This window comes from Arthrobacter zhaoguopingii, assembly GCF_009828595.1.
Classification (GTDB): domain Bacteria; phylum Actinomycetota; class Actinomycetes; order Actinomycetales; family Micrococcaceae; genus Arthrobacter_D; species Arthrobacter_D zhaoguopingii.
Genome location: NZ_WPNY01000012.1, coordinates 70521 through 87884 on the forward strand (window position 1 = coordinate 70521; position 17364 = coordinate 87884).

Annotated in this window: 18 protein-coding genes and 1 tRNA gene; 9 read left to right on the top strand and 10 right to left on the bottom strand. The window is 68.1% G+C overall.

Going from position 1 to position 17364, the window contains the following annotated elements:
* Positions 1-41 precede the first annotated feature (41 nt).
* Positions 42-1001, bottom strand: coding sequence for a diacylglycerol/lipid kinase family protein (locus GVV86_RS14890; RefSeq protein WP_159619644.1), 960 nt, complete (start codon positions 999-1001; stop codon positions 42-44).
* A gap of 98 nt (positions 1002-1099) precedes the next feature.
* On the opposite strand from GVV86_RS14890, the gene GVV86_RS14895 reads away from it, so the two are divergent.
* From GVV86_RS14895 to GVV86_RS14930, 8 genes are all read left to right on the top strand, one after another.
* Positions 1100-1885 (top strand): SGNH/GDSL hydrolase family protein, encoded by a 786-nt coding sequence (locus GVV86_RS14895; protein ID WP_159803210.1) that lies wholly within the window; start codon positions 1100-1102, stop codon positions 1883-1885.
* A gap of 62 nt (positions 1886-1947) precedes the next feature.
* Positions 1948-2436: a MarR family winged helix-turn-helix transcriptional regulator gene (locus tag GVV86_RS14900; protein ID WP_159619642.1), complete on the top strand. Its 489-nt coding sequence runs from the start codon at positions 1948-1950 to the stop codon at positions 2434-2436.
* 350 nt (positions 2437-2786) lie between these two features.
* Positions 2787-3023, top strand: a complete 237-nt coding sequence (gene rpmB, locus GVV86_RS14905) for a 50S ribosomal protein L28 (RefSeq protein ID WP_026545364.1) — start codon at positions 2787-2789, stop codon at positions 3021-3023.
* On the top strand, positions 3023-3190 hold the full coding sequence (gene rpmG / locus GVV86_RS14910; protein ID WP_019481734.1) for a 50S ribosomal protein L33: 168 nt from the start codon (positions 3023-3025) through the stop codon (positions 3188-3190). The genes rpmB and rpmG overlap by 1 nt, the downstream gene beginning before the upstream one ends.
* 3 nt (positions 3191-3193) lie before the next feature.
* Entirely contained in the window at positions 3194-3499 is a 306-nt protein-coding gene (rpsN, locus tag GVV86_RS14915) for a 30S ribosomal protein S14 (RefSeq protein WP_120167570.1), read from the top strand.
* Positions 3500-3788: 289 nt separating this feature from the next.
* Positions 3789-4067 (top strand): HU family DNA-binding protein, encoded by a 279-nt coding sequence (locus GVV86_RS14920; protein WP_120167571.1) that lies wholly within the window; start codon positions 3789-3791, stop codon positions 4065-4067.
* A 96-nt stretch (positions 4068-4163) separates the two neighbouring features.
* Complete coding sequence (locus tag GVV86_RS14925) at positions 4164-6317, top strand: bifunctional copper resistance protein CopD/cytochrome c oxidase assembly protein (protein ID WP_159619865.1); 2154 nt, start codon at positions 4164-4166, stop codon at positions 6315-6317.
* Complete coding sequence (locus GVV86_RS14930) at positions 6314-8287, top strand: NHL domain-containing thioredoxin family protein (RefSeq protein WP_159803211.1); 1974 nt, start codon at positions 6314-6316, stop codon at positions 8285-8287. The genes GVV86_RS14925 and GVV86_RS14930 overlap by 4 nt, the downstream gene beginning before the upstream one ends.
* Before the next feature lie 38 nt (positions 8288-8325).
* Here the strand turns inward: GVV86_RS14930 and GVV86_RS14935 are convergent, their stop codons facing one another.
* The 9 genes from GVV86_RS14935 to GVV86_RS14975 form a co-directional block, all read right to left on the bottom strand.
* The gene (locus GVV86_RS14935) at positions 8326-9306 is read right to left on the bottom strand and encodes a hypothetical protein (RefSeq protein WP_159803212.1); all 981 of its coding nucleotides are present in this window, start codon (positions 9304-9306) and stop codon (positions 8326-8328) included.
* A gap of 125 nt (positions 9307-9431) precedes the next feature.
* Positions 9432-10799: an ABC transporter ATP-binding protein gene (locus GVV86_RS14940; protein ID WP_246199863.1), complete on the bottom strand. Its 1368-nt coding sequence runs from the start codon at positions 10797-10799 to the stop codon at positions 9432-9434.
* A 30-nt stretch (positions 10800-10829) separates the two neighbouring features.
* On the bottom strand, positions 10830-11672 hold the full coding sequence (locus tag GVV86_RS14945) for a carbohydrate ABC transporter permease (RefSeq protein ID WP_159619897.1): 843 nt from the start codon (positions 11670-11672) through the stop codon (positions 10830-10832).
* A complete protein-coding gene (locus GVV86_RS14950) occupies positions 11672-12676 on the bottom strand; it encodes a carbohydrate ABC transporter permease (RefSeq protein ID WP_246199864.1) in 1005 nt (334 codons plus the stop codon). The genes GVV86_RS14945 and GVV86_RS14950 overlap by 1 nt, the downstream gene beginning before the upstream one ends.
* The gene (locus GVV86_RS14955; protein WP_159619899.1) at positions 12673-13986 is read right to left on the bottom strand and encodes a sugar ABC transporter substrate-binding protein; all 1314 of its coding nucleotides are present in this window, start codon (positions 13984-13986) and stop codon (positions 12673-12675) included. Before GVV86_RS14955 ends, GVV86_RS14950 begins: the two co-directional genes overlap by 4 nt.
* Before the next feature lie 267 nt (positions 13987-14253).
* Positions 14254-14679, bottom strand: a complete 426-nt coding sequence (gene panD / locus GVV86_RS14960; RefSeq protein WP_159619901.1) for an aspartate 1-decarboxylase — start codon at positions 14677-14679, stop codon at positions 14254-14256.
* Between the two features lie 97 nt (positions 14680-14776).
* Positions 14777-14847 (bottom strand) — tRNA-Gly (locus GVV86_RS14965).
* 210 nt (positions 14848-15057) lie between these two features.
* Positions 15058-15336, bottom strand: a complete 279-nt coding sequence (locus GVV86_RS14970; RefSeq protein ID WP_159619903.1) for a protealysin inhibitor emfourin — start codon at positions 15334-15336, stop codon at positions 15058-15060.
* Positions 15333-16385: a M4 family metallopeptidase gene (locus tag GVV86_RS14975; protein ID WP_159803213.1), complete on the bottom strand. Its 1053-nt coding sequence runs from the start codon at positions 16383-16385 to the stop codon at positions 15333-15335. Before GVV86_RS14975 ends, GVV86_RS14970 begins: the two co-directional genes overlap by 4 nt.
* Before the next feature lie 118 nt (positions 16386-16503).
* Here GVV86_RS14975 and GVV86_RS14980 point away from each other — a divergent pair, with 118 nt between their 5' ends.
* The gene (locus tag GVV86_RS14980; protein WP_159803214.1) at positions 16504-17358 is read left to right on the top strand and encodes a tryptophan 2,3-dioxygenase; all 855 of its coding nucleotides are present in this window, start codon (positions 16504-16506) and stop codon (positions 17356-17358) included.
* Positions 17359-17364: the final 6 nt, after the last annotated feature.

A 17364-nucleotide genomic window follows, 5' to 3' on the forward strand; every position in this document is an offset into this window, starting at 1 on the left:
TTTGGCGCGGCAGTGTCCCGCCGCAATCCCCTGCCGGCCGCCTACGGCAGGGGATTGCTGAGTATCGCCGGGTCCTTGCGACCGTAGGGCATACGCAGCCGGAGCGACTCGGGCTTCATCTCGAAGGACATGTGCGTCGCCTTGCCCAGCGGGTCGCCGTCGAGCTGCACTTCGAGCGGCTCGTGGAGCTGCACCTCGGCCCGGCTGCACTGGTAGTACTCCAGCGACGGATCCTTGCCCTTGCCCTTGGCGAAGAGCTTGCCCGCCACATTCAGCCAGCCGAACCGCCCGCGCGGCGCGACCGTCATCAGGTCGAGCAGCCCGTCGTCGATCTTGGCCCCGGGGAAGATCTCCAGGCCGCCCATGATCTTGCCGCAGTTGCCGCCCATCACGCTGCGCAGGCGGCGGTCGAAGGGGCGTCCGCCGTCGATCGTGATGGTGGTCCGGGCCGGTTTCCCCGGAAGGTTCCGGATTCCGGCATCGACGTAGGCGAGCCAGCCCACCTTGTCCTTGAGGTCGTCCCGGGTGTCGGACATAATCGCGGCGTCGTAGCCGAGGCCGGCCATGACGAGGAAGACGTGGGCCTTCTGCGCGCGGTCCACCGTGACGTGCACGACGTCGATCCTCCGTTCGGTCCCGTGGAACGCCGTATCGACGGCCTCCTCCGGGTTGTCCACGGCAATATCGAGGTTCCTCGCCAGCAGGTTGCCCGTGCCCAGCGGCACCAGGGCCATTGCGGTCCCGGTGCCCGACAGTTCCTCGGCCACGCACCGCACCGTGCCGTCGCCGCCGGCCGCGATGACGACCTCGACGCCCGCGCGCAGTGCTTCCTGCGCCTGTCCGTGGCCCGGATCCTCGACCGTGGTCTCAAGCACCAGGGGTGCCTCCCAGCCCTCCTCGGACGAAACCCGCTCCACGATCTCCCGGGCGTCCGCTCCGGTGTTCTTGATCGGATTGAGGATCAGCGCGGCCCGCTTGCCGGCACGGTCGGTGGTCGTCATGGATTCCTTTCCAGTCGCCTGTCGGGCCCCGCCTGTCACGGGTTGGCACGAGCCTACCCGGGCTGTGCCGCCGTTGGCAGACGCGATAACCTTTGCTGATGGATTTTTCCCAGCGGTATGTTGCACTCGGCGATTCCTTCACCGAAGGTGTCGGCGACCCGGACCCGGGCAGCCCCAACGGGGTGCGCGGCTGGGCCGATCGGGTCGCACAGCAGCTCATCCTGGCCGACAGCTCCTGGGGCTATGCCAACCTCGCCATCCGGGGCAAGCGGATGCGCCAGATCCTCGAGGAGCAGATCGACGACGCCGTATTGCTGCAGCCGACCCTCGTGACGATCTACGCCGGCGCCAACGACATCCTGCGCCCGCGCGTTGACATCGATGCGCTGATGGAGCACTACGACGCCGGAATCGCCCGGCTCGCCGCCACCGGCGCGGCGGTCCTCGTCTTCACCGGATTCGACTCCTCCGCCTCCGCCGTCTTCGCCAAAACCCGTGGCCGCACCGCCGTCTACAACGAGCTGCTCCGCGAAATCGCCGACCACCGCGGCGCCGACATCGTCGACTACTGGCGGATGCGCGAATTCCGGAACTGGGCCTACTGGGACGCCGACCGGATGCACATGGCCACGGCGGGCCACCTGCTCATGGCACGGAAGGTCCTCGAAACCCTCAAGGCCTCCCACAGCGTCGACCTCCCGGAGCTCGACGCCCGGCCCGCGCTGACCCGGCTCAATCAGCTCCGGGCGGACGCCCAGTGGGCACGCGACTATCTCTCCCCGTGGGTGGGGCGGCGGCTGCGGGGTGTTTCCTCGGGCGATGACCTCACGGCGAAGTACCCTGCGCTGAGCCAGCCCGACTGGTCCGGGGCTCCTGTCCGGTGAGCCGGGTTCCGCCCCCGGCTGCGGGAACAGGTCCGCTCCCCGGCATGTGTCAGGATAGGCCCATGGCACCGCCCCGATGGCTCACCCCCGACGAACGGCGGGCGTGGCTTGCGCTGTACGCTGTTTCGACGCTGCTGCCCGGAACCCTTGACGCCCACCTGTTCCGCGAGGCCCGCATCACCCTGTTCGACTACCACGTGCTGGCGATGCTCTCCGAGTCCGAGGACGAGAGCCTTCCCATGAGCGAGCTCGCCGCCCGCTCCAACGCCTCGCTGTCCCGCCTCAGCCATGTGGCCAAGAAGCTCGAGGCGCGCGGCTGGCTTTCGCGCAGACCCTCGACTCACGACGGACGGGTCACCACCGCGGTCCTGACCGCGGAGGGGATGGATGCCGTCCAGCGCCTGGCAGTGAAGCACGTCGACAAGGTGCGCGAGCTGGTCTTCGACTCCCTGGACAAACGCGACACCGCCGACCTTGAGCGGGTGGGACGGAAAATCCTCGCCGCCATCCAGGCCGACCACTGGATTCTCGGCGAGGACGGGCACACCTGAGGACTCCGCCAGGAGAGCGGGCGCGCGGGGCGCGCACGGTGCGAAAAAGGCTACCCCTTCCGGTTTGGCGCTGAGCCGGACGGCACGTAGTATGGTATGGCGTTTGGTTGAGTCGCTCCCGCCCCGGCGGAAGTGGCACAGCTACCCGTAACCACCTGGAATATTAGGCCGCCGCCGGGACATCGACCCGCGGCGCCGAATCTTCACCGTCTTCCCCGCGGCGAGGCGCCTCGGCAGGTTCTCACCCTGCCAGGTCCACCTCCGGAAAGCTGCAGTAATAACGGTGTCATTACTGGTGGCGGGACGCTTCACAAGTGATTCCGTCACGATCATCTAACTGGAGGAGAGTTATGGCAGCCCACTGCCAAGTGACCGGAGCCGAGCCCGGCTTTGGACACAGCATTTCGCACTCGCACCGCCGCACGAAGCGCCGGTTCGACCCGAACATTCAGAAGAAGCGCTACTGGGTTCCGTCCCTGCGCCGCAATGTCACGCTGCAGGTTTCTGCGCGCGGCATCAAGACCATCGACGTGCGGGGCATTGACGCCGTCGTCGCCGAGATCCAGGCGAGGGGAGTGAAGCTCTAATGGCAAAGGATAAGGACGTACGTCCCATCATTAAGCTGAAGTCCACCGCCGGAACCGGCTACACCTACGTGACCCGGAAGAACCGTCGTAACGATCCCGACCGCATGGTCCTGATGAAGTACGACCCCAAGATCCGCAAGCACGTCGAATTCCGAGAGGAGCGCTAAAGAATGGCAAAGAAGTCAAAGATTGCCCGCAACGAGCAGCGCAAGCTGATCGTTGAGCGCTACGCTGCAAAGCGCCTCGAGCTCAAGAAGACACTTGTCGACGAAAACGCTTCGGACGACGCCCGCGAAGCCGCACGCCTCGGCCTGCAGAAGCTTCCGCGCAACGCTTCCCCCGTGCGTCTCCGCAACCGCGACCAGATCGACGGTCGCCCCCGCGGAACGCTCCAGAAGTTCGGCATTTCGCGTGTGCGTTTCCGCGACATGGCCCACCGCGGCGAACTGCCCGGTGTGACCAAGTCCAGCTGGTAACCAGCACGCAGCATCAGCAGGAGAAGCCGGCGGCCCTTGGCCGCCGGCTTCTCCTGCGTTCGGGGCCGGGATTGCCAGCAGGGCCTCCGGCAGGGCGGGCGCCCTCCGAAAGCCCTGTGGGTCCCCGCGGGGGCCGTTCGGGGCCCAAATGGCACCTAATTGCGCCCGATAAAGGCGCAGGAGCGGCGCAGTTCAGGGTTTTTTCCGCCCAAGCTGGTAAGTTTTCCGACAGGGGCTTTCCGAATACCCCGAAAGCTCGTTTCAATAACCATGTCCAGGAGGACCTAAATTGGCTAAAAACCGTAGTGAACTTGTTGCCGAGGTAGCTGCCAAGGCTGACACCAGCCAGGCTGCAGTCAACAGCGTGCTTGACGCCCTGTTCGACGTCTTCGCAGAGTCCGTTGCCAAGGACGAGAAGATCAGCATCCCGGGCTGGCTCGCCGTAGAGCGCACGAGCCGCGCCGCCCGCACCGGCCGCAACCCCCAGACCGGCGAAACCATCCAGATTGCTGCCGGCCACGGCGTCAAGCTGACCGCGGGTTCGAAGCTGAAGGCCTCCGCCAAGTAACCTCCGCAGGATTCAGGACCGCTGCCGACCATCGGCAGCGGTCCTTTCCGCTTTAACCGGGCCCGCGATTGGCCCTTGTTCTACCGGGGGTAGACAATGGAACACGTGTCAACACTTGCGAAGGGCCCCCGGACGAGCGCGGAGCGCACGAAGAGCGGGACCGGCCCGGGCTTCCTTGCGGCGGCCGGAGTCCTCGTCGTCCTGGCCCTGCTGGCCGCGCTGCTGTTCTCCGGCGCCGCCGCGGCCCGCCAGCTGGGCGACCCCGGCGCGCTGACCCGCTGGGGGCTTCCCTTCGCCAAGGCGGCGAACAACCTTGGAGCCGCCGGAACCATCGGCGCCCTCGTCTTCGCCGTCGTGATCCTGCCCCGGACCGTCGGCGGCGGCCGTCCCGGCCGCACCGGCGCCGCACGGGCCGAGCATCCCGCGTTCACCCGGGCGCTGGCGCTCGCCTCGGCCGCGGCGGTGTTGTGGACCCTCGGTGCCCTTGGGGTGCTCGTGTTCACCTACTCAGACGCCGCGGGGCTCCCGCTGAGCTCGGGAGAGACCTTCACGCAGGGCCTTGGCTCCTTCATCACCGATTTCGCGGCCGGCCGGGCCTGGACCGTCACCACCATTGTCGCCGCGGTGGTGGCAACGCTGACCTTCGGCGTGCGCTCCTCCGCGGGGCTCGGGGTGGCCACCGTCCTGGCGCTGCTCGGGCTGCTTCCGGCGGCGCTCGTCGGACACGCGGCCAGCGGCGACGACCACAACGCGGCCGTGAACTCCATCGCCCTGCACCTCGTCGGGGTGTGCCTGTGGTTCGGCGGCATTATCGTCCTTGCCGTCGTCGGCGGGCGCCTCGGCGGCTCCACCCTGCCGGTCCTCAAGCGGTTCTCGGCGCTGGCCGGGTTCGCCTTCGCCCTGGTGTTCCTCTCCGGGATCGTCAACGCCAGCCTGCGCATCACCGAACTGTCCCAGCTGAGCTCGCAGTGGGGGCTGCTCGTCACCTTCAAGGCGGTCGCCACGCTCCTGCTCGGGGGCGTCGGCTGGATGCACCGGCAGTGGGTCATCCCGCAGCTTGAGGACCGGACGGGTTCGGCGGGGTCGCGGCTGAGCGCACGCCGGGTGCTGTGGCAGCTGGTCACCGTCGAATTGCTCATCATGGCGGCGGTATCCGGCGTGGCCGCGGCCCTGGGCCGGACCGCCCCGCCCCGCGGCGAGGAACTCGAGCCCAACGCCTCACCGGCACGCATCCTCACCGGATACGACCTGCCGCCCGCCCCGACGGTGGCCCGCTGGTTCACCGAGTGGAGGCCGGACTGGCTGTGGATCGCCGTCGCCCTCACCCTCGCCACTGCCTACGTCCTCGGGATGGCCAAGCTGCGCCGCCGCGGGGACCGGTGGCCGGCGCTGCGGCTCGCCTGCTGGCTGATGGGCCTTCTCCTCCTGACCTACTTCACCTCCGGCGCGCCAGCGGTCTACGGCATGGTGCTCTTCAGCGCCCACATGGTCGACCACATGGCCCTCACCATGGTGGTTCCGCTGTTCCTGGTGCTCGGGTCGCCGGTCACCTTGGCCCTGAAGGCCCTGACCCCGCGCGGGGACGGCAGCCGGGGCATCCGGGAGTGGATCCTCGTGCTGATCCACTCGCGCTTCTCGCAGCTGGTCACCCACCCGCTGTTCGCCGCCGCGAACTTCGCCGGGTCGATTGTGATCTTCTACTACTCGCCGCTGTTCGGATTCGCCCTGCGCGAGCACGTCGGCCACGAGCTGATGATCACCCACTTTCTCATCACCGGATACATCTTCGTCCTGACGATGGTGGGCACCGACCCCCTGCCCCGGCGGGCGCCCTTCCCGCTGCGCCTGCTGCTCCTGTTCGCCACGATGGCCTTCCACGCCTTCTTCGGCGTCGCGCTCACGGGCTCGGACTCGCTGCTTCAGGCGTCGTGGTTCGGCAGCATGGGCCGGGAGTGGGGCCCCTCGGCCCTCGAGGACCAGGCGATCGGCGGCGCAGTGACCTGGGGCATTGGGGAGGTGCCGACGCTGCTGCTGGCCATCGGCGTCGCGATCATGTGGTCACGGACCGACGCGCGCGACACCCGGCGCAAGGACCGGGCGGCTGACCGGAATAACGACGCCGACCTCGCCGCTTATAACAGTATGTTCGCCGACCTTGCGGCGCGTGATACGGGCGGCCGTGCCGCCGGCACCTCCACTCCCACCTCGCCCAGCCCCGCATCCCGACCGACGCCAGGAGCCACTGAATGACCGAAACCCCGATCCGTACTTCCTACCGCGTGCGGGCCTCGGAACTGGCCGGCCGCAACTGGCTCAACACCGGAGGCAGGCAGTTGCGCCTTGAGGACCTGCGCGGCAAGATCGTCCTGCTCGATTTCTGGACCTTCTGCTGCATCAACTGCCTCCACGTCATCGATGAGCTGCGGCCCCTCGAGGAACGGTACTCCGACGTCCTCGTCACGGTCGGCGTGCACTCGCCGAAATTCGAGCATGAGGCCGACCCGGTGGCGCTGGCGGCGGCCGTTGAGCGCTACGACATCCACCACCCGATCCTCGACGACCCGGACCTGCTCACCTGGCAGGCCTACACGGCCCGCGCCTGGCCTACCCTCGTCGTGATCGACCCCGAGGGCTACATCGTTGCCCACCTCTCCGGTGAGGGGCACGCGGCGGGCCTCGACTCGCTCGTCAGCGAACTCGTCGAAGAGCACACAGCCAAGGGAACCCTGCACCGCGGCGACGGGCCCTACGTGCCGGCCGAAAGCACCGCGGGCACCCTGAAGTTCCCGGGCAAGCTCCTGCCCCTGCCCGCCAGCGGGACCTACCTCGCCGCGGATACCGGGCACCACCGCCTCGTCGAACTCGAAGCGGACCTCACGACGGTGCGCCGCGTCATCGGCGCCGGCGCCAGGGGCGCTGCCGACGGCGACGCCGAGACCGCCCAGTTCAACGAACCGCAGGGCCTGGCCCTCCTGCCCGCGGACGCCGCGGAGCGCGCCGGCTACGACGTGGTCGTCGCCGACACCGTCAACCACCGCCTCCGCGGTGTCTCCCTCAGCGACGGGACGGTCCGCACCCTGGCCGGGAACGGCGTGCAGCGGCTCCTCGACTCCGGAAACCACACCAAGCCGGGCCCGGAGCACGCGGCGGCCGAAGCGGACCAGGACGACACGCCGCGGCTGCTCGACGCCCACCTCGGCACCGACGCCCTGAACATCTCGCTGTCCTCCCCCTGGGACGTCGTCTACTCAAGCGCCCTGGGCAGGGTGGTCATCGCGATGGCCGGCACCCACCAGATCTTCACCTTCGACCCGGACACCTCCAGCGTCGACATCCTCGCCGGCACCGGCCTCGAAGGCCTGCTCGACGGCGACGGGTCCACCGCCTGGTTCGCCCAGTCCTCCGGGCTGGCCGAGGACCGCGACGGCAACCTCTGGGTGGCCGACTCGGAAACCTCCTCCCTGCGCAGGCTGAGCGTCAGCCTGACGGGCGGCCGGCCCGCGGTCACGGTCGACACCCCCATCGGCACCGGCCTGTTCGACTTCGGGTTCCGGGACGGCGACGCCGGCCAGGCGCGCCTCCAGCACCCCCTCGGCGTCACGGCCCTTCCTGACGGTTCGGTGGCCATCGCCGACACCTACAACGGTGCCGTGCGCCGGTACGACCCGGCGACCGGGACGGTCTCCACCCTCGCCCGCGGGCTGGCCGAACCGTCCGACATCGTCATCGACGCCGCCCCTGACGGGGGCGAGCCGCTGCTGATCGTGGTTGAGTCCAACAAGCACCAGCTGGTGCGGCTGCCCATCCCCAAGGAGGCCCTGGCCGTCAACGAGGGCGCCTCGCAGAGCCAGCGCCCCAAGACCGCCGTCTCCAGCGGGCCGCTGGCGCTCACCGTGCGCTTCGCCGCGCCCAAGGGGCAGAAGCTTGACGACCGGTGGGGGGATCCTTCCCAGCTGAAGATCTCCGCCTCGCCCGAGACCCTCCTGGTGGCCGGGGCCGGAACCTCGGCGGGACTGACCCGGGAACTGCGCTTCTCGGAGGAGGTCCGCGAAGGGGTGCTCCACATCAGTGCCCGGGCCGCCGCGTGCGACGGCGAGCCGGGCGGGACGATCCCGGACCACGCCGCCTGCCATCTGTACCAGCAGGACTGGGGCATCCCGGTGGTGCTCGACGCCGCCGGTGACGCCGAACTGGTGCTGGACCTGCGCGGGGTTAACTGAGCGCGGCCTCCGGCGGGCCGGACGGCCCGCCGGAGGACTCAGTACTCGATCACGGGGGTGACGGTGACCGTTGAGCCGTCGATTCGCAGCCGGGCCAGGAACTCGAACGGGCGCTTCTCCGTGACGTCGGAAATGGCGCCGCTGAACAGGTCCTGCAGCCGGGTCGACAGGGTGGCCGAGCCGGCTAGGGGCGCGATGACCCACTCGCCGTCGTGCGGGTCGATCCGGACCGCCGGATAGTCGGTGATCGACCAGGAGATCTCCCCGGCCAGCCGCTGGCTGGTCTGGAAGTTGAACGGGCAGTTGGTGGGCTGGAAGACGGTCTGGGCAGCGCAGGCGTCGAGGAAGGCCCGGATTTCGGTGTCCACCGCCTTCACGAGCTTCTCCGTGGCCGCGGCCGGCAGCGCCAGCTTCGGTGCCGCGGCCCGGTCGGTCACCGCGACGGCTTTCGCCGGCGCGGTGAAGAACTCGCCCTCGAAGCCCCCTTCGACCCGCACCGGGTACAGGGACGCGAAACGGCCGCTGCCCCCGGGCAGCGCCACCCGGGCACCATTCAGCTTGGCCTCGGTGAGGTTGGCAACCGAGAAATCGACGGTGGGAAGGGTGGACGGAACGAACTCCCAGGTCGAGAAGAAGAACCACTGCGTCCCGGTCTGCTTAAGGGGGAACCGGGTGGTGTGGTCGCTTCCGTCGATGCTGTAGGTCACCGGCACATCGACATGCCCGTTCGTGGTCTCCACCGGGTCCTGCACCCGCACGTCCTCCACCGCCGCCGCGCCGCGGGCCAGGGCCGGTCCGTCGAGCAGTGCAGCATCGGCCGTGGGCGCCGACCCGTTGAGGATGCCCAGGGCCAGGCCGCCGTCCCCCTCGTTGAGCGCCGCGAGGTAGTCCCTCACCTGCTGCTGCGGCCCGTATACCCCGGCGTTGAGCACCACCACGGCAACGAAAAATCCCGCAACCGTCAGCAGGAGCGCCAGCAGCCAGGCTGACAGCACTCGGACGACGCGGGGGGTTTGCACGCTACAACGTTACCCGCTGCCGGTGCCGGACCCCGCGGCGGTTAAGCGGTTGCGGACGCCAGAACGCCGCTCCACCGGTGGCGGGGCGGCGTCCTTTCATGGTTTGGCGGCCGGGCCGGTCCGGCTCAGCCGGTGGTGTGCTTGCCGCCCGCCGCAGTGGCGCCGCCACGGGAGCTGCTGCCGGCGGGCGCCCCCGCCGGGGAACCACCGTCGTTGTTGCGGCTGGAGAAGCCGGAAGCCGTGCTGTCCCCGTCGCCGGCCTGGGCGTTGGCGATCTCCTCGGCCCGTTCCTGGTTGGCCTCCTCGGTCAGGGCCGCGCCGGCGGCCTCATCGCGGGTGAGGTTGTCGCCGGTTTCGGGGTCAAAGAGGTGCAGCTTGCGGGTGTCCAGCCAGATTTCCGCCTCCCGGCCGCCGCGGATGCGGCTGGCGGCGTCGAGGGTGACGACGACCTGGGGCCGCAGTTCGTCGGCGTCCATCTCCTTGGCCAGGTTGTTCAGCAGTTCCCGGACCTCGGGTGCGGGGTCGAAGTTGATGTACCCGTACTGCTCGTTGCCCAGCCACTCGGTGTGGGAGAGAACGGCATGGAAGGTCGAGCCGTGGCCCCGCTTGGAGTCCTCGACGAGCTTGGCGTCCTCGAAGAACTCAGGCCGCACCCCCACCAGCACTACCTTCTTGCCGGCCGCCTTCCCCGCCTTCTCCGCCGGGATGGCGAGGTCTCCCAGCGCGGTGCGCAGCACGTTGCCCTCGACGGTGGCGGGCAGGAAGTTCATCGACGGGGAGCCGATGAACCCGGCCACGAACAGGTTGCGGGGCTGTTCGTAAAGCTCCCGCGGCGAGGCGATCTGCTGCAGTTCGCCCTTCTTGAGCACGGCGACGCGGTCTCCGAGGGTCATTGCCTCGGTCTGGTCGTGCGTGACGTACACGGAGGTGACTCCGAGCCGACGCTGCATCTGCGAGATCTCCGCACGCATCTGCCCGCGGAGCTTCGCGTCAAGGTTGGACAGCGGCTCATCAAAGAGGAACGCGTCGGCCTGGCGGACGATCGCCCGCCCCATCGCCACGCGCTGGCGCTGGCCACCGGAAAGGTTTGCCGGTTTCCGCTGCAGGTGGTCCGTCAGCTCCAGCGTCGCGGCCGCCTCGCTTACCAGCTTATCGACCTCCTCCTCGCTGTGCTTGCCCTTGGCAAGCCGCAGCGGGAAGGCGATGTTCTCGTAGACGGTGAGGTGCGGGTACAGGGCGTAGTTCTGGAACACCATCGCCAGGTTGCGGTCGCGGGGCGCCTTGTCGTTGACCCGGTTCCCGTCGATCAGCAGGTCGCCGTCGGTGATGTCCTCGAGGCCGACGATCATGCGCAGCAGTGTCGACTTCCCGCAGCCGGAGGGGCCGACGAGGATGATGAACTCGCCGTCGGCGATGTCGATGCTGATGTCGTTGACGGCGGGGAACCCGTCGCCGTACTTCTTGACGAGGTGGTTGAGGGTAATTGAAGCCATGGGAGGAAATCCTTTTCTTGATCCGGGGCGTCAGCCCTTGACGGCGCCCGAGGTCAGGCCTGAGACGATTTGACGCTGGAACGCCAGTACCAGCACGACGACGGGGATGGTGACGATGATGGCCGCCGCGGAAATCGCCCCGGTCGGCTCCTCGAACTGCGAGGCGCCGGTGAAAAACGCCAGCGCCGCCGGCACCGGCCGCGCCACCTCCGTGGAGGTCAGTGAGATGCCGTACACGAAGTCGTTCCAGGCGATGAAGAAGGCGATGATTGCCGTCGTGAAGACGCCCGGTGCGGCGAGGGGAACGATCGCCTTCCGGAACGCCTGCCAGGTGGTGGCGCCGTCGACCTGCGCCGCCTGCTCCAGCTCCCAGGGGATCTGCCGGAAGAACGCGGCGAGGGTCCAGATGGAGATGGGAAGGGTCAGCGAGAGGTAGGGAATGATCAGCCCGGGCCACGTGTCGTACAGGCCGATGGACCGCCACAGGTTGAACAGCGGTGTCACGATCGAGATGACGGGGAAGATCGAGACCGCCAGCGCGGTGGTCAGCACGAGCTTCTTGCCGGGGAAGTCAAGACGGGCAATCGCATAAGCGCACAGGGTGGCCAGCACGACGGCGATGAAGGTGGAAATCAGGCAGATGCCAATCGAGTTGCGCAGGGCGCTCAGGAACAGCCCCTGGGCGTCGCCGACCAGGATCTGCTCGTAGTTGCCGGTGGTTGCCTGCCCTGCCGAGGGCAGGAACTTCCGGTTCGTCAGGTCACTGGGCGCCTTGAACGAGGTGGCGAGGATGGACGCCACGGGGAACAGGGCGTAGACAGCGACGAGCACGCTGACGATGCCCCATAGAACCTTCGATTTTGTACTTGTCATCACTTACCTCCCTGGGCCCCGGCGAGGTCCACCTTGAACAGCTTGATGGCGACGAAGCAGATGATCAGGACGCACAGGAACAGAAGTACGGACACCGCCGAGCCGAGGCCGATCTCCAGCCTGCTGATCGACTGCCGGTAGGCCAGCAGCGAGAGCACCTCTGTGCCGTAGGCGCCGTTGGTCATGATGAACACGTTGTCGAAGATGCGGAAAGCGTCCAACGCCCGGAACAGCACAGCGACCATGATCGCGGCCTTCATGTTCGGGATGATGACCTTGCGCATCTGCTCCCACCAGGTCGCGCCGTCGACCTTGGCCGCCTCGGTCAGCTCATCGGGAACCTGGGCCAGCCCGGCCAGCAGGAGCAGCGAGATGAACGGGGTGGTCTTCCAGATCTCCGAGGCCATGATCACGAACAGTGCCGTGGGCCCCTGGGCGAACCAGTTGAGGTCGGCGTCGATGCCCGGAAGCCAGGCGAACCAGCTGTTCACGTAGCCCGAGTTGATGTCGAAGGCGTAGAACCAGGCGAAGGCCGAGACCACGGTGATGATGCCGTAGGGCACCAGGATCGCCGTGCGCAGCGGACCGCGCACCGCCTTCAGGGCCTTGTGCATCACCAGGGCGAGGGCGAACCCGAGGACGAGTTCGACCGCGACGGTGATAACGGTGATCAGGAGGGTGACGCCGAGGTCCGTCCACCACACGTTATCGGTCAGGATGACCGCGTAGTTGCCCAGTCCAATGAACTCCCGCTCGCCGGGAGCGGTGAGGCGGAACTGGAACAGGGACTCGTAGATGGCCTGGAGGATGGGATACAGGGTCACCGCCAGCATGACAATGAACGCCGGTCCGGCGAGCATCCAGCCGAGCCGGCGCTCGGCGCGGACGCGGTCGCTGTACTGGGCAGTGGCCTTCTTGTCGGAGGGTCCGCCTGGCCCGACGCCCGGTGATGTGTCCGGCTCAAGGTCGGGGCTGACGGGTCTTGCCGGTATTGCAGAAGTCACAGCAGTTGCTCCCCTCGGAGGACGGAGATGATGAATTCGGTTGAATTTTCCGGGGTCGTCTCAGGATTGACGCCGGACGGCGGGGCCCAGGTCTGCTGGATGCCCGTGGAGACCTCGTTGTAGAACGGGGTCTGAGGGCGCGGAGCCGACTGTTCAAGGGACTCCCTGATGGTGTCCGCCATGGGGAAGGTCTCCTCAATCCGTGGATCCTCGTAGGCTTCGGTGTTGGCCGGCGGGTTGCCGTTGGTGACGAAGTATTCGGCCTGATTCTCCGGTGAAACGATGCATTCGATCGCCTCGTAGGCGAGCTCCGGGCTGTCGCTGGCAGCCCCGACGCCGAGGCTGATGCCGCCCAGCGGCGGAGCTGATTCCTCGCCCTCGGTGACCTGGGGGTAGACGCCCCAGCCGATGTCCTCGATCAGTGATGCGTCAAGGGTTCCTGCCTCGACCGCGCCGTTGGTGGCGGGCCAGACGAAGGGCCAGTTCACCATGAACGAGCCGTTGTCTCCCTGGAAGTTGATCATTGAGGTGTTCTCGTCCTGGGTTGCCAGACCGGGACCGCCGAGTCCCTCGTCGCCGATCGTGGAGACGATCCGGGCCGCTTCGACCCCCGCGGGGGAGGTGAGGGCAAGCTCGATCTCGTCGGAGGTCGCCTCCGGGTCGACGATGATCGACTGCCCGCCGGATTCGATTAGGGCGTTCACCCAGACGGTCATCGACTCGGCTTGCGCGCCCTGGACGCCGAGGTATTTGTCCTGCTCGGCGGCGGCGTCGATCAGCTGATCCCAGGTGACCGGCTTGGACATGTCCAGGCCGGCAGCCTCGGCCACCGACTTGCGGTACCAGAGAATCTGGGTGTTGGCCCAGAAGGGAATGGCGACCAGCTCGTCCTTCCAGGTGGCTCCCGCGAGGGCCCCCTCGACAACGTTCTGCGTGGTGCTCTCTGCGACGTCATCGGGCACAGGAGCAAGAAAGCCCGGCTCCGCGAGTTCGGGGATGAACGGCGGGTCCAGGCTCATGATGTCGAGGGAGGAGTCTCCGGCTGCGAGGCGCCGGGCGAGCTGTTCGCGCTGGGAGGCGGCGTCGCTGGGGAGGAGGGAGGTCTCGATCCGGTAGGCGCCCTCGGCCTCCTCGGTGCAGCGCTCCGCGATGTCGGCCTGACCGCCGGCGTCCGGGTTGATGTACCAGGTCAGGGTCTTGGTGCCGTCCGCGGGGCCACATCCGCTCAGGAGCAGCGTGCCTGCCAGCACCGACGCCACGGTGCCGGCGCGCGATCGATTGCGGGTGGAATTTCGTTTCCTTGTCGGCATACCTACCGAGCCTCCACATCTTTGTAGACAACCCAGCCGACGCTTCAAGCGAGGCGTCAGCCCAGACAACCAGCGTGCTTTTTGACCATAAGCCCCGAGCGCGGAATGCGCTAGACAGGAGGCTTATGAATCAAAGTCAGCGGGACGGGTGTGTCAGGGGATGCGGAAAGCGATCGTCAGTGACGGGGGGATAACAGAGGCATAACGGGGTCGGTCCGGCGGCAGCGGCGCGTAGCGGGCGGCGGCGTCCACGGCGTGCATCGCCGCTTAGCGGGCGGCGGCGTCCACGGCGTGCGGCGGGCGCTGCAGGCCTGCGGTCACGGCTTCGGCAGGATCGGTGCCCTGCTGGAGAATCCGGTTGTCGGCGTCGACATGGACCACCGATGGGACGTAGGCCCGGGCTTCCTCGTCAGTCATCGACGCGTAGGTGATGAGGATGACGAGGTCCCCCCGGTGAACCAGGTGGGCTGCTGCCCCGTTGATGCCAATAACCCCGGAGCCGCGCTCGCCGGCGATGGTGTAGGTCTCAAGGCGTGCACCGTTGGTGATGTCGACGATCGACACGAGCTCGCCGGGGAGAATATCGGCGGCATCGAGAAGATCGAGGTCGACGGTCACCGAGCCGACGTAGTGAAGGTCGGCGTGCGTCACCGTGGCCCGGTGGATCTTGGATTTAAACATTGTCCGGTTCATCAGGATCAAGGATACTGCCGCCGGTGAGGCGCCAAGGACGGGATCGCTCACAGCGCACAAGGCACGGGCTGCGGAGGGCCGCGGCAGGGGAAGGGAGAGCGGGCGACGGGAATCGAACCCGCGTATCGAGCTTGGGAAGCTAGCGCTCTACCATTGAGCTACGCCCGCACTGCGGTTGAACCGCTCCATAACCCTACAACATTTCGGCGGGGCCGGCCGCGACCGCCGCACTCCGGCGCGGCAGGCCCGGTTCCGGCGGGGAACGGGCGGTGCCTGCACCTGCACCTGCGCCTGCGCCGGGCGGTCGACCCGCGGTCAGCCGGTCGACCCGCGGTCAGCCGGTCGACCCGCGGCGGGCGAAGCCCACGGTTCGGGCGGTCAGCCGGTCGACCCGCGCCGGGCGCGTTCGATCAGTTCCTTCCACGGCTCATCGAGCCGGCTCTCCGGCAGGGTCACCTCCTGGTACCCGATCACGATGTGATAGACGTAACGGTCGCGCTGGTCCCGGTCCGGCCGGGATTCCTCCTGCTGAGGCGCCTCCGCCGCCCGGCCGGCCAGCGGGAGCCACCGCTCCTCGGCCTCGGCGGGGCTCACCTCAAGGCTCCAGGTCCGGGTCATGCCGGCGAAGCCCCCCGACCGGGAGATCTCGATCCTCACCCGGTCACCTCCACCTTCGCCCACGCCTGCCTCACCGCTTCGTGCTCCTCCGAGTCCTGCCCGAACCGAGCACGGGCCGCTTCCTGCGTCACATCGGCGAAGAGCCGGAAGCCGCTGTTGGCCTGGATTCCGCCGCCGACCGCGGCGTCGAACCAGATCCTGCCCGCCCGCTCCCACGCGAAGCCGCCCAGCTGCAGCGCCGTGAGGTAGAAGGCGTGGTTGGGGATGCCGGAGTTGATGTGGACGCCGCCGTTGTCGGAGGTGGTGATCACGAAATCCGACATGGTCGCGGGCTGGGGATCCCGGCCAAGCACGTCGTCGTCGTAGGCGGTTCCCGGGGCGGCCAGGGCCCGCAGGGCCCGGCCCTGCACCTGGTCGGTGAAGATGCCCTCGCCCACGAGCCAGCTTGCCTGCTCCACGGTCTGTCCGAGGTGGTGCTGTTCGACGAGCACGCCGAAGACGTCCGAGAGGGATTCATTGAGCGCCCCCGACTGGCCCTCGTACACCAGGTTGGTCGAGTACTGGGTGAAGCCGTGGGTCAGTTCGTGGCTGATCACCGTCAGCGACCGGGTGAAGCGGCCGAAGACGTCGCCGTCGCCGTCGCCGAACACCATGCGTTCGCCGTCCCAGAACGCGTTGTCGTACAGCTCCCCGTAGTGCACCGTCGCCTTCAGGGGCAGGCCGGCGCCGTCGATGGACGCCCTTCCGAACACCTGGCGGAAGAGGGCATCGGTGGCACCCAGGCCGTCGTAGGCCTCATCGGTGGCCTCGTCCCCGGTTGCACCGTCGCCCTCGCCCCGAACCAGTGTGCCGGGCAGGATTTCCTGCCTTCCGGCGTCGGAGATCCGGCGCTCCAGCGGCCCGCCCACCGCGGTCCGCGGCGGAACCGGCGCCGCGAAAGCCTCCTCCCGGTCGGCCAGCAGGGGGTCGAGCTGCACGAGGGCCCTGCGGGCGGCCCGCGCCGCCACCGCGTGCCGGGGGTCATCCACCGCCGCCAGATGGGCCAGCAGGTGGGGCGGGACGATGCTGCAGTGCGGATGCGGGTGCATGGGCCTCCTCGGTTGGTCCCAACCTAGACCCCGGCACCGACGCCCATCAATGACCCGCCGCCGCGACACCCTCTCCCGTGGCGGTGGACCGCGGTGGAGCTGGTCGTACTGTTGAGCCATGAGTGTCGAGAAGAACACCCGCAGCCTCGAGGCCGGGATCGAACGGGATTTCGCGGACAAGATGAGCTACGGCTCCTACCTGCGCCTTGACCTGCTGCTCGCCGCACAGCAGCCGGTCAGCCGGCCCGAGCACCACGACGAAATGCTCTTCATCATCCAGCACCAGACCTCGGAACTGTGGCTCAAGCTCGTCCTTCACGAACTCGGCGCGGTCCGCCGGTTCCTGCGCGCCGACGACCTGCGCGCCGCCATGAAGGGCATCGCCCGGATCAAGCACATCCAGCGCTCGCTCACCGAACAGTGGTCGGTGCTGGCAACCCTGACCCCTTCGGAGTACGCCGCATTCCGTGGCGACCTTGGCTCGGCGAGCGGTTTCCAGTCCTACCAGTACCGGGCGGTGGAGTTCCTGCTCGGCAACAAGAACGAGGCGATGCTGGCGGTGTTCGCCGACGACGAGGCCGCGCACTCACTGCTCTCGGGCCTGCTCACCGAAAGCAGCATCTACGACGAGTTCATCGCCTACCTCGCCCGGCGCGGCTACGCGGTTCCGGAGGAACTGCTGCACCGCGACGTGAGCACCGCCCACGTCTTCACCCCCGCGCTCGTCCAGGTGTACAAGGAGGTGTACGAGAACGCGGCGGCCAACTGGGATGTCTACGAGGCCTGCGAGGAGCTCGTCGACCTCGAGGACAATTTCCAGCTGTGGCGGTTCCGGCACCTGAAGACCGTTGCCCGCACCATCGGCTTCAAGCAGGGCACCGGCGGCTCCTCCGGCGTCGGCTTCCTGCAGCGGGCGCTGGAGCTGACCTTCTTCCCGGAGCTGTTCGCCGTGCGCACCGAGATCGGCCGCTGACTCCTG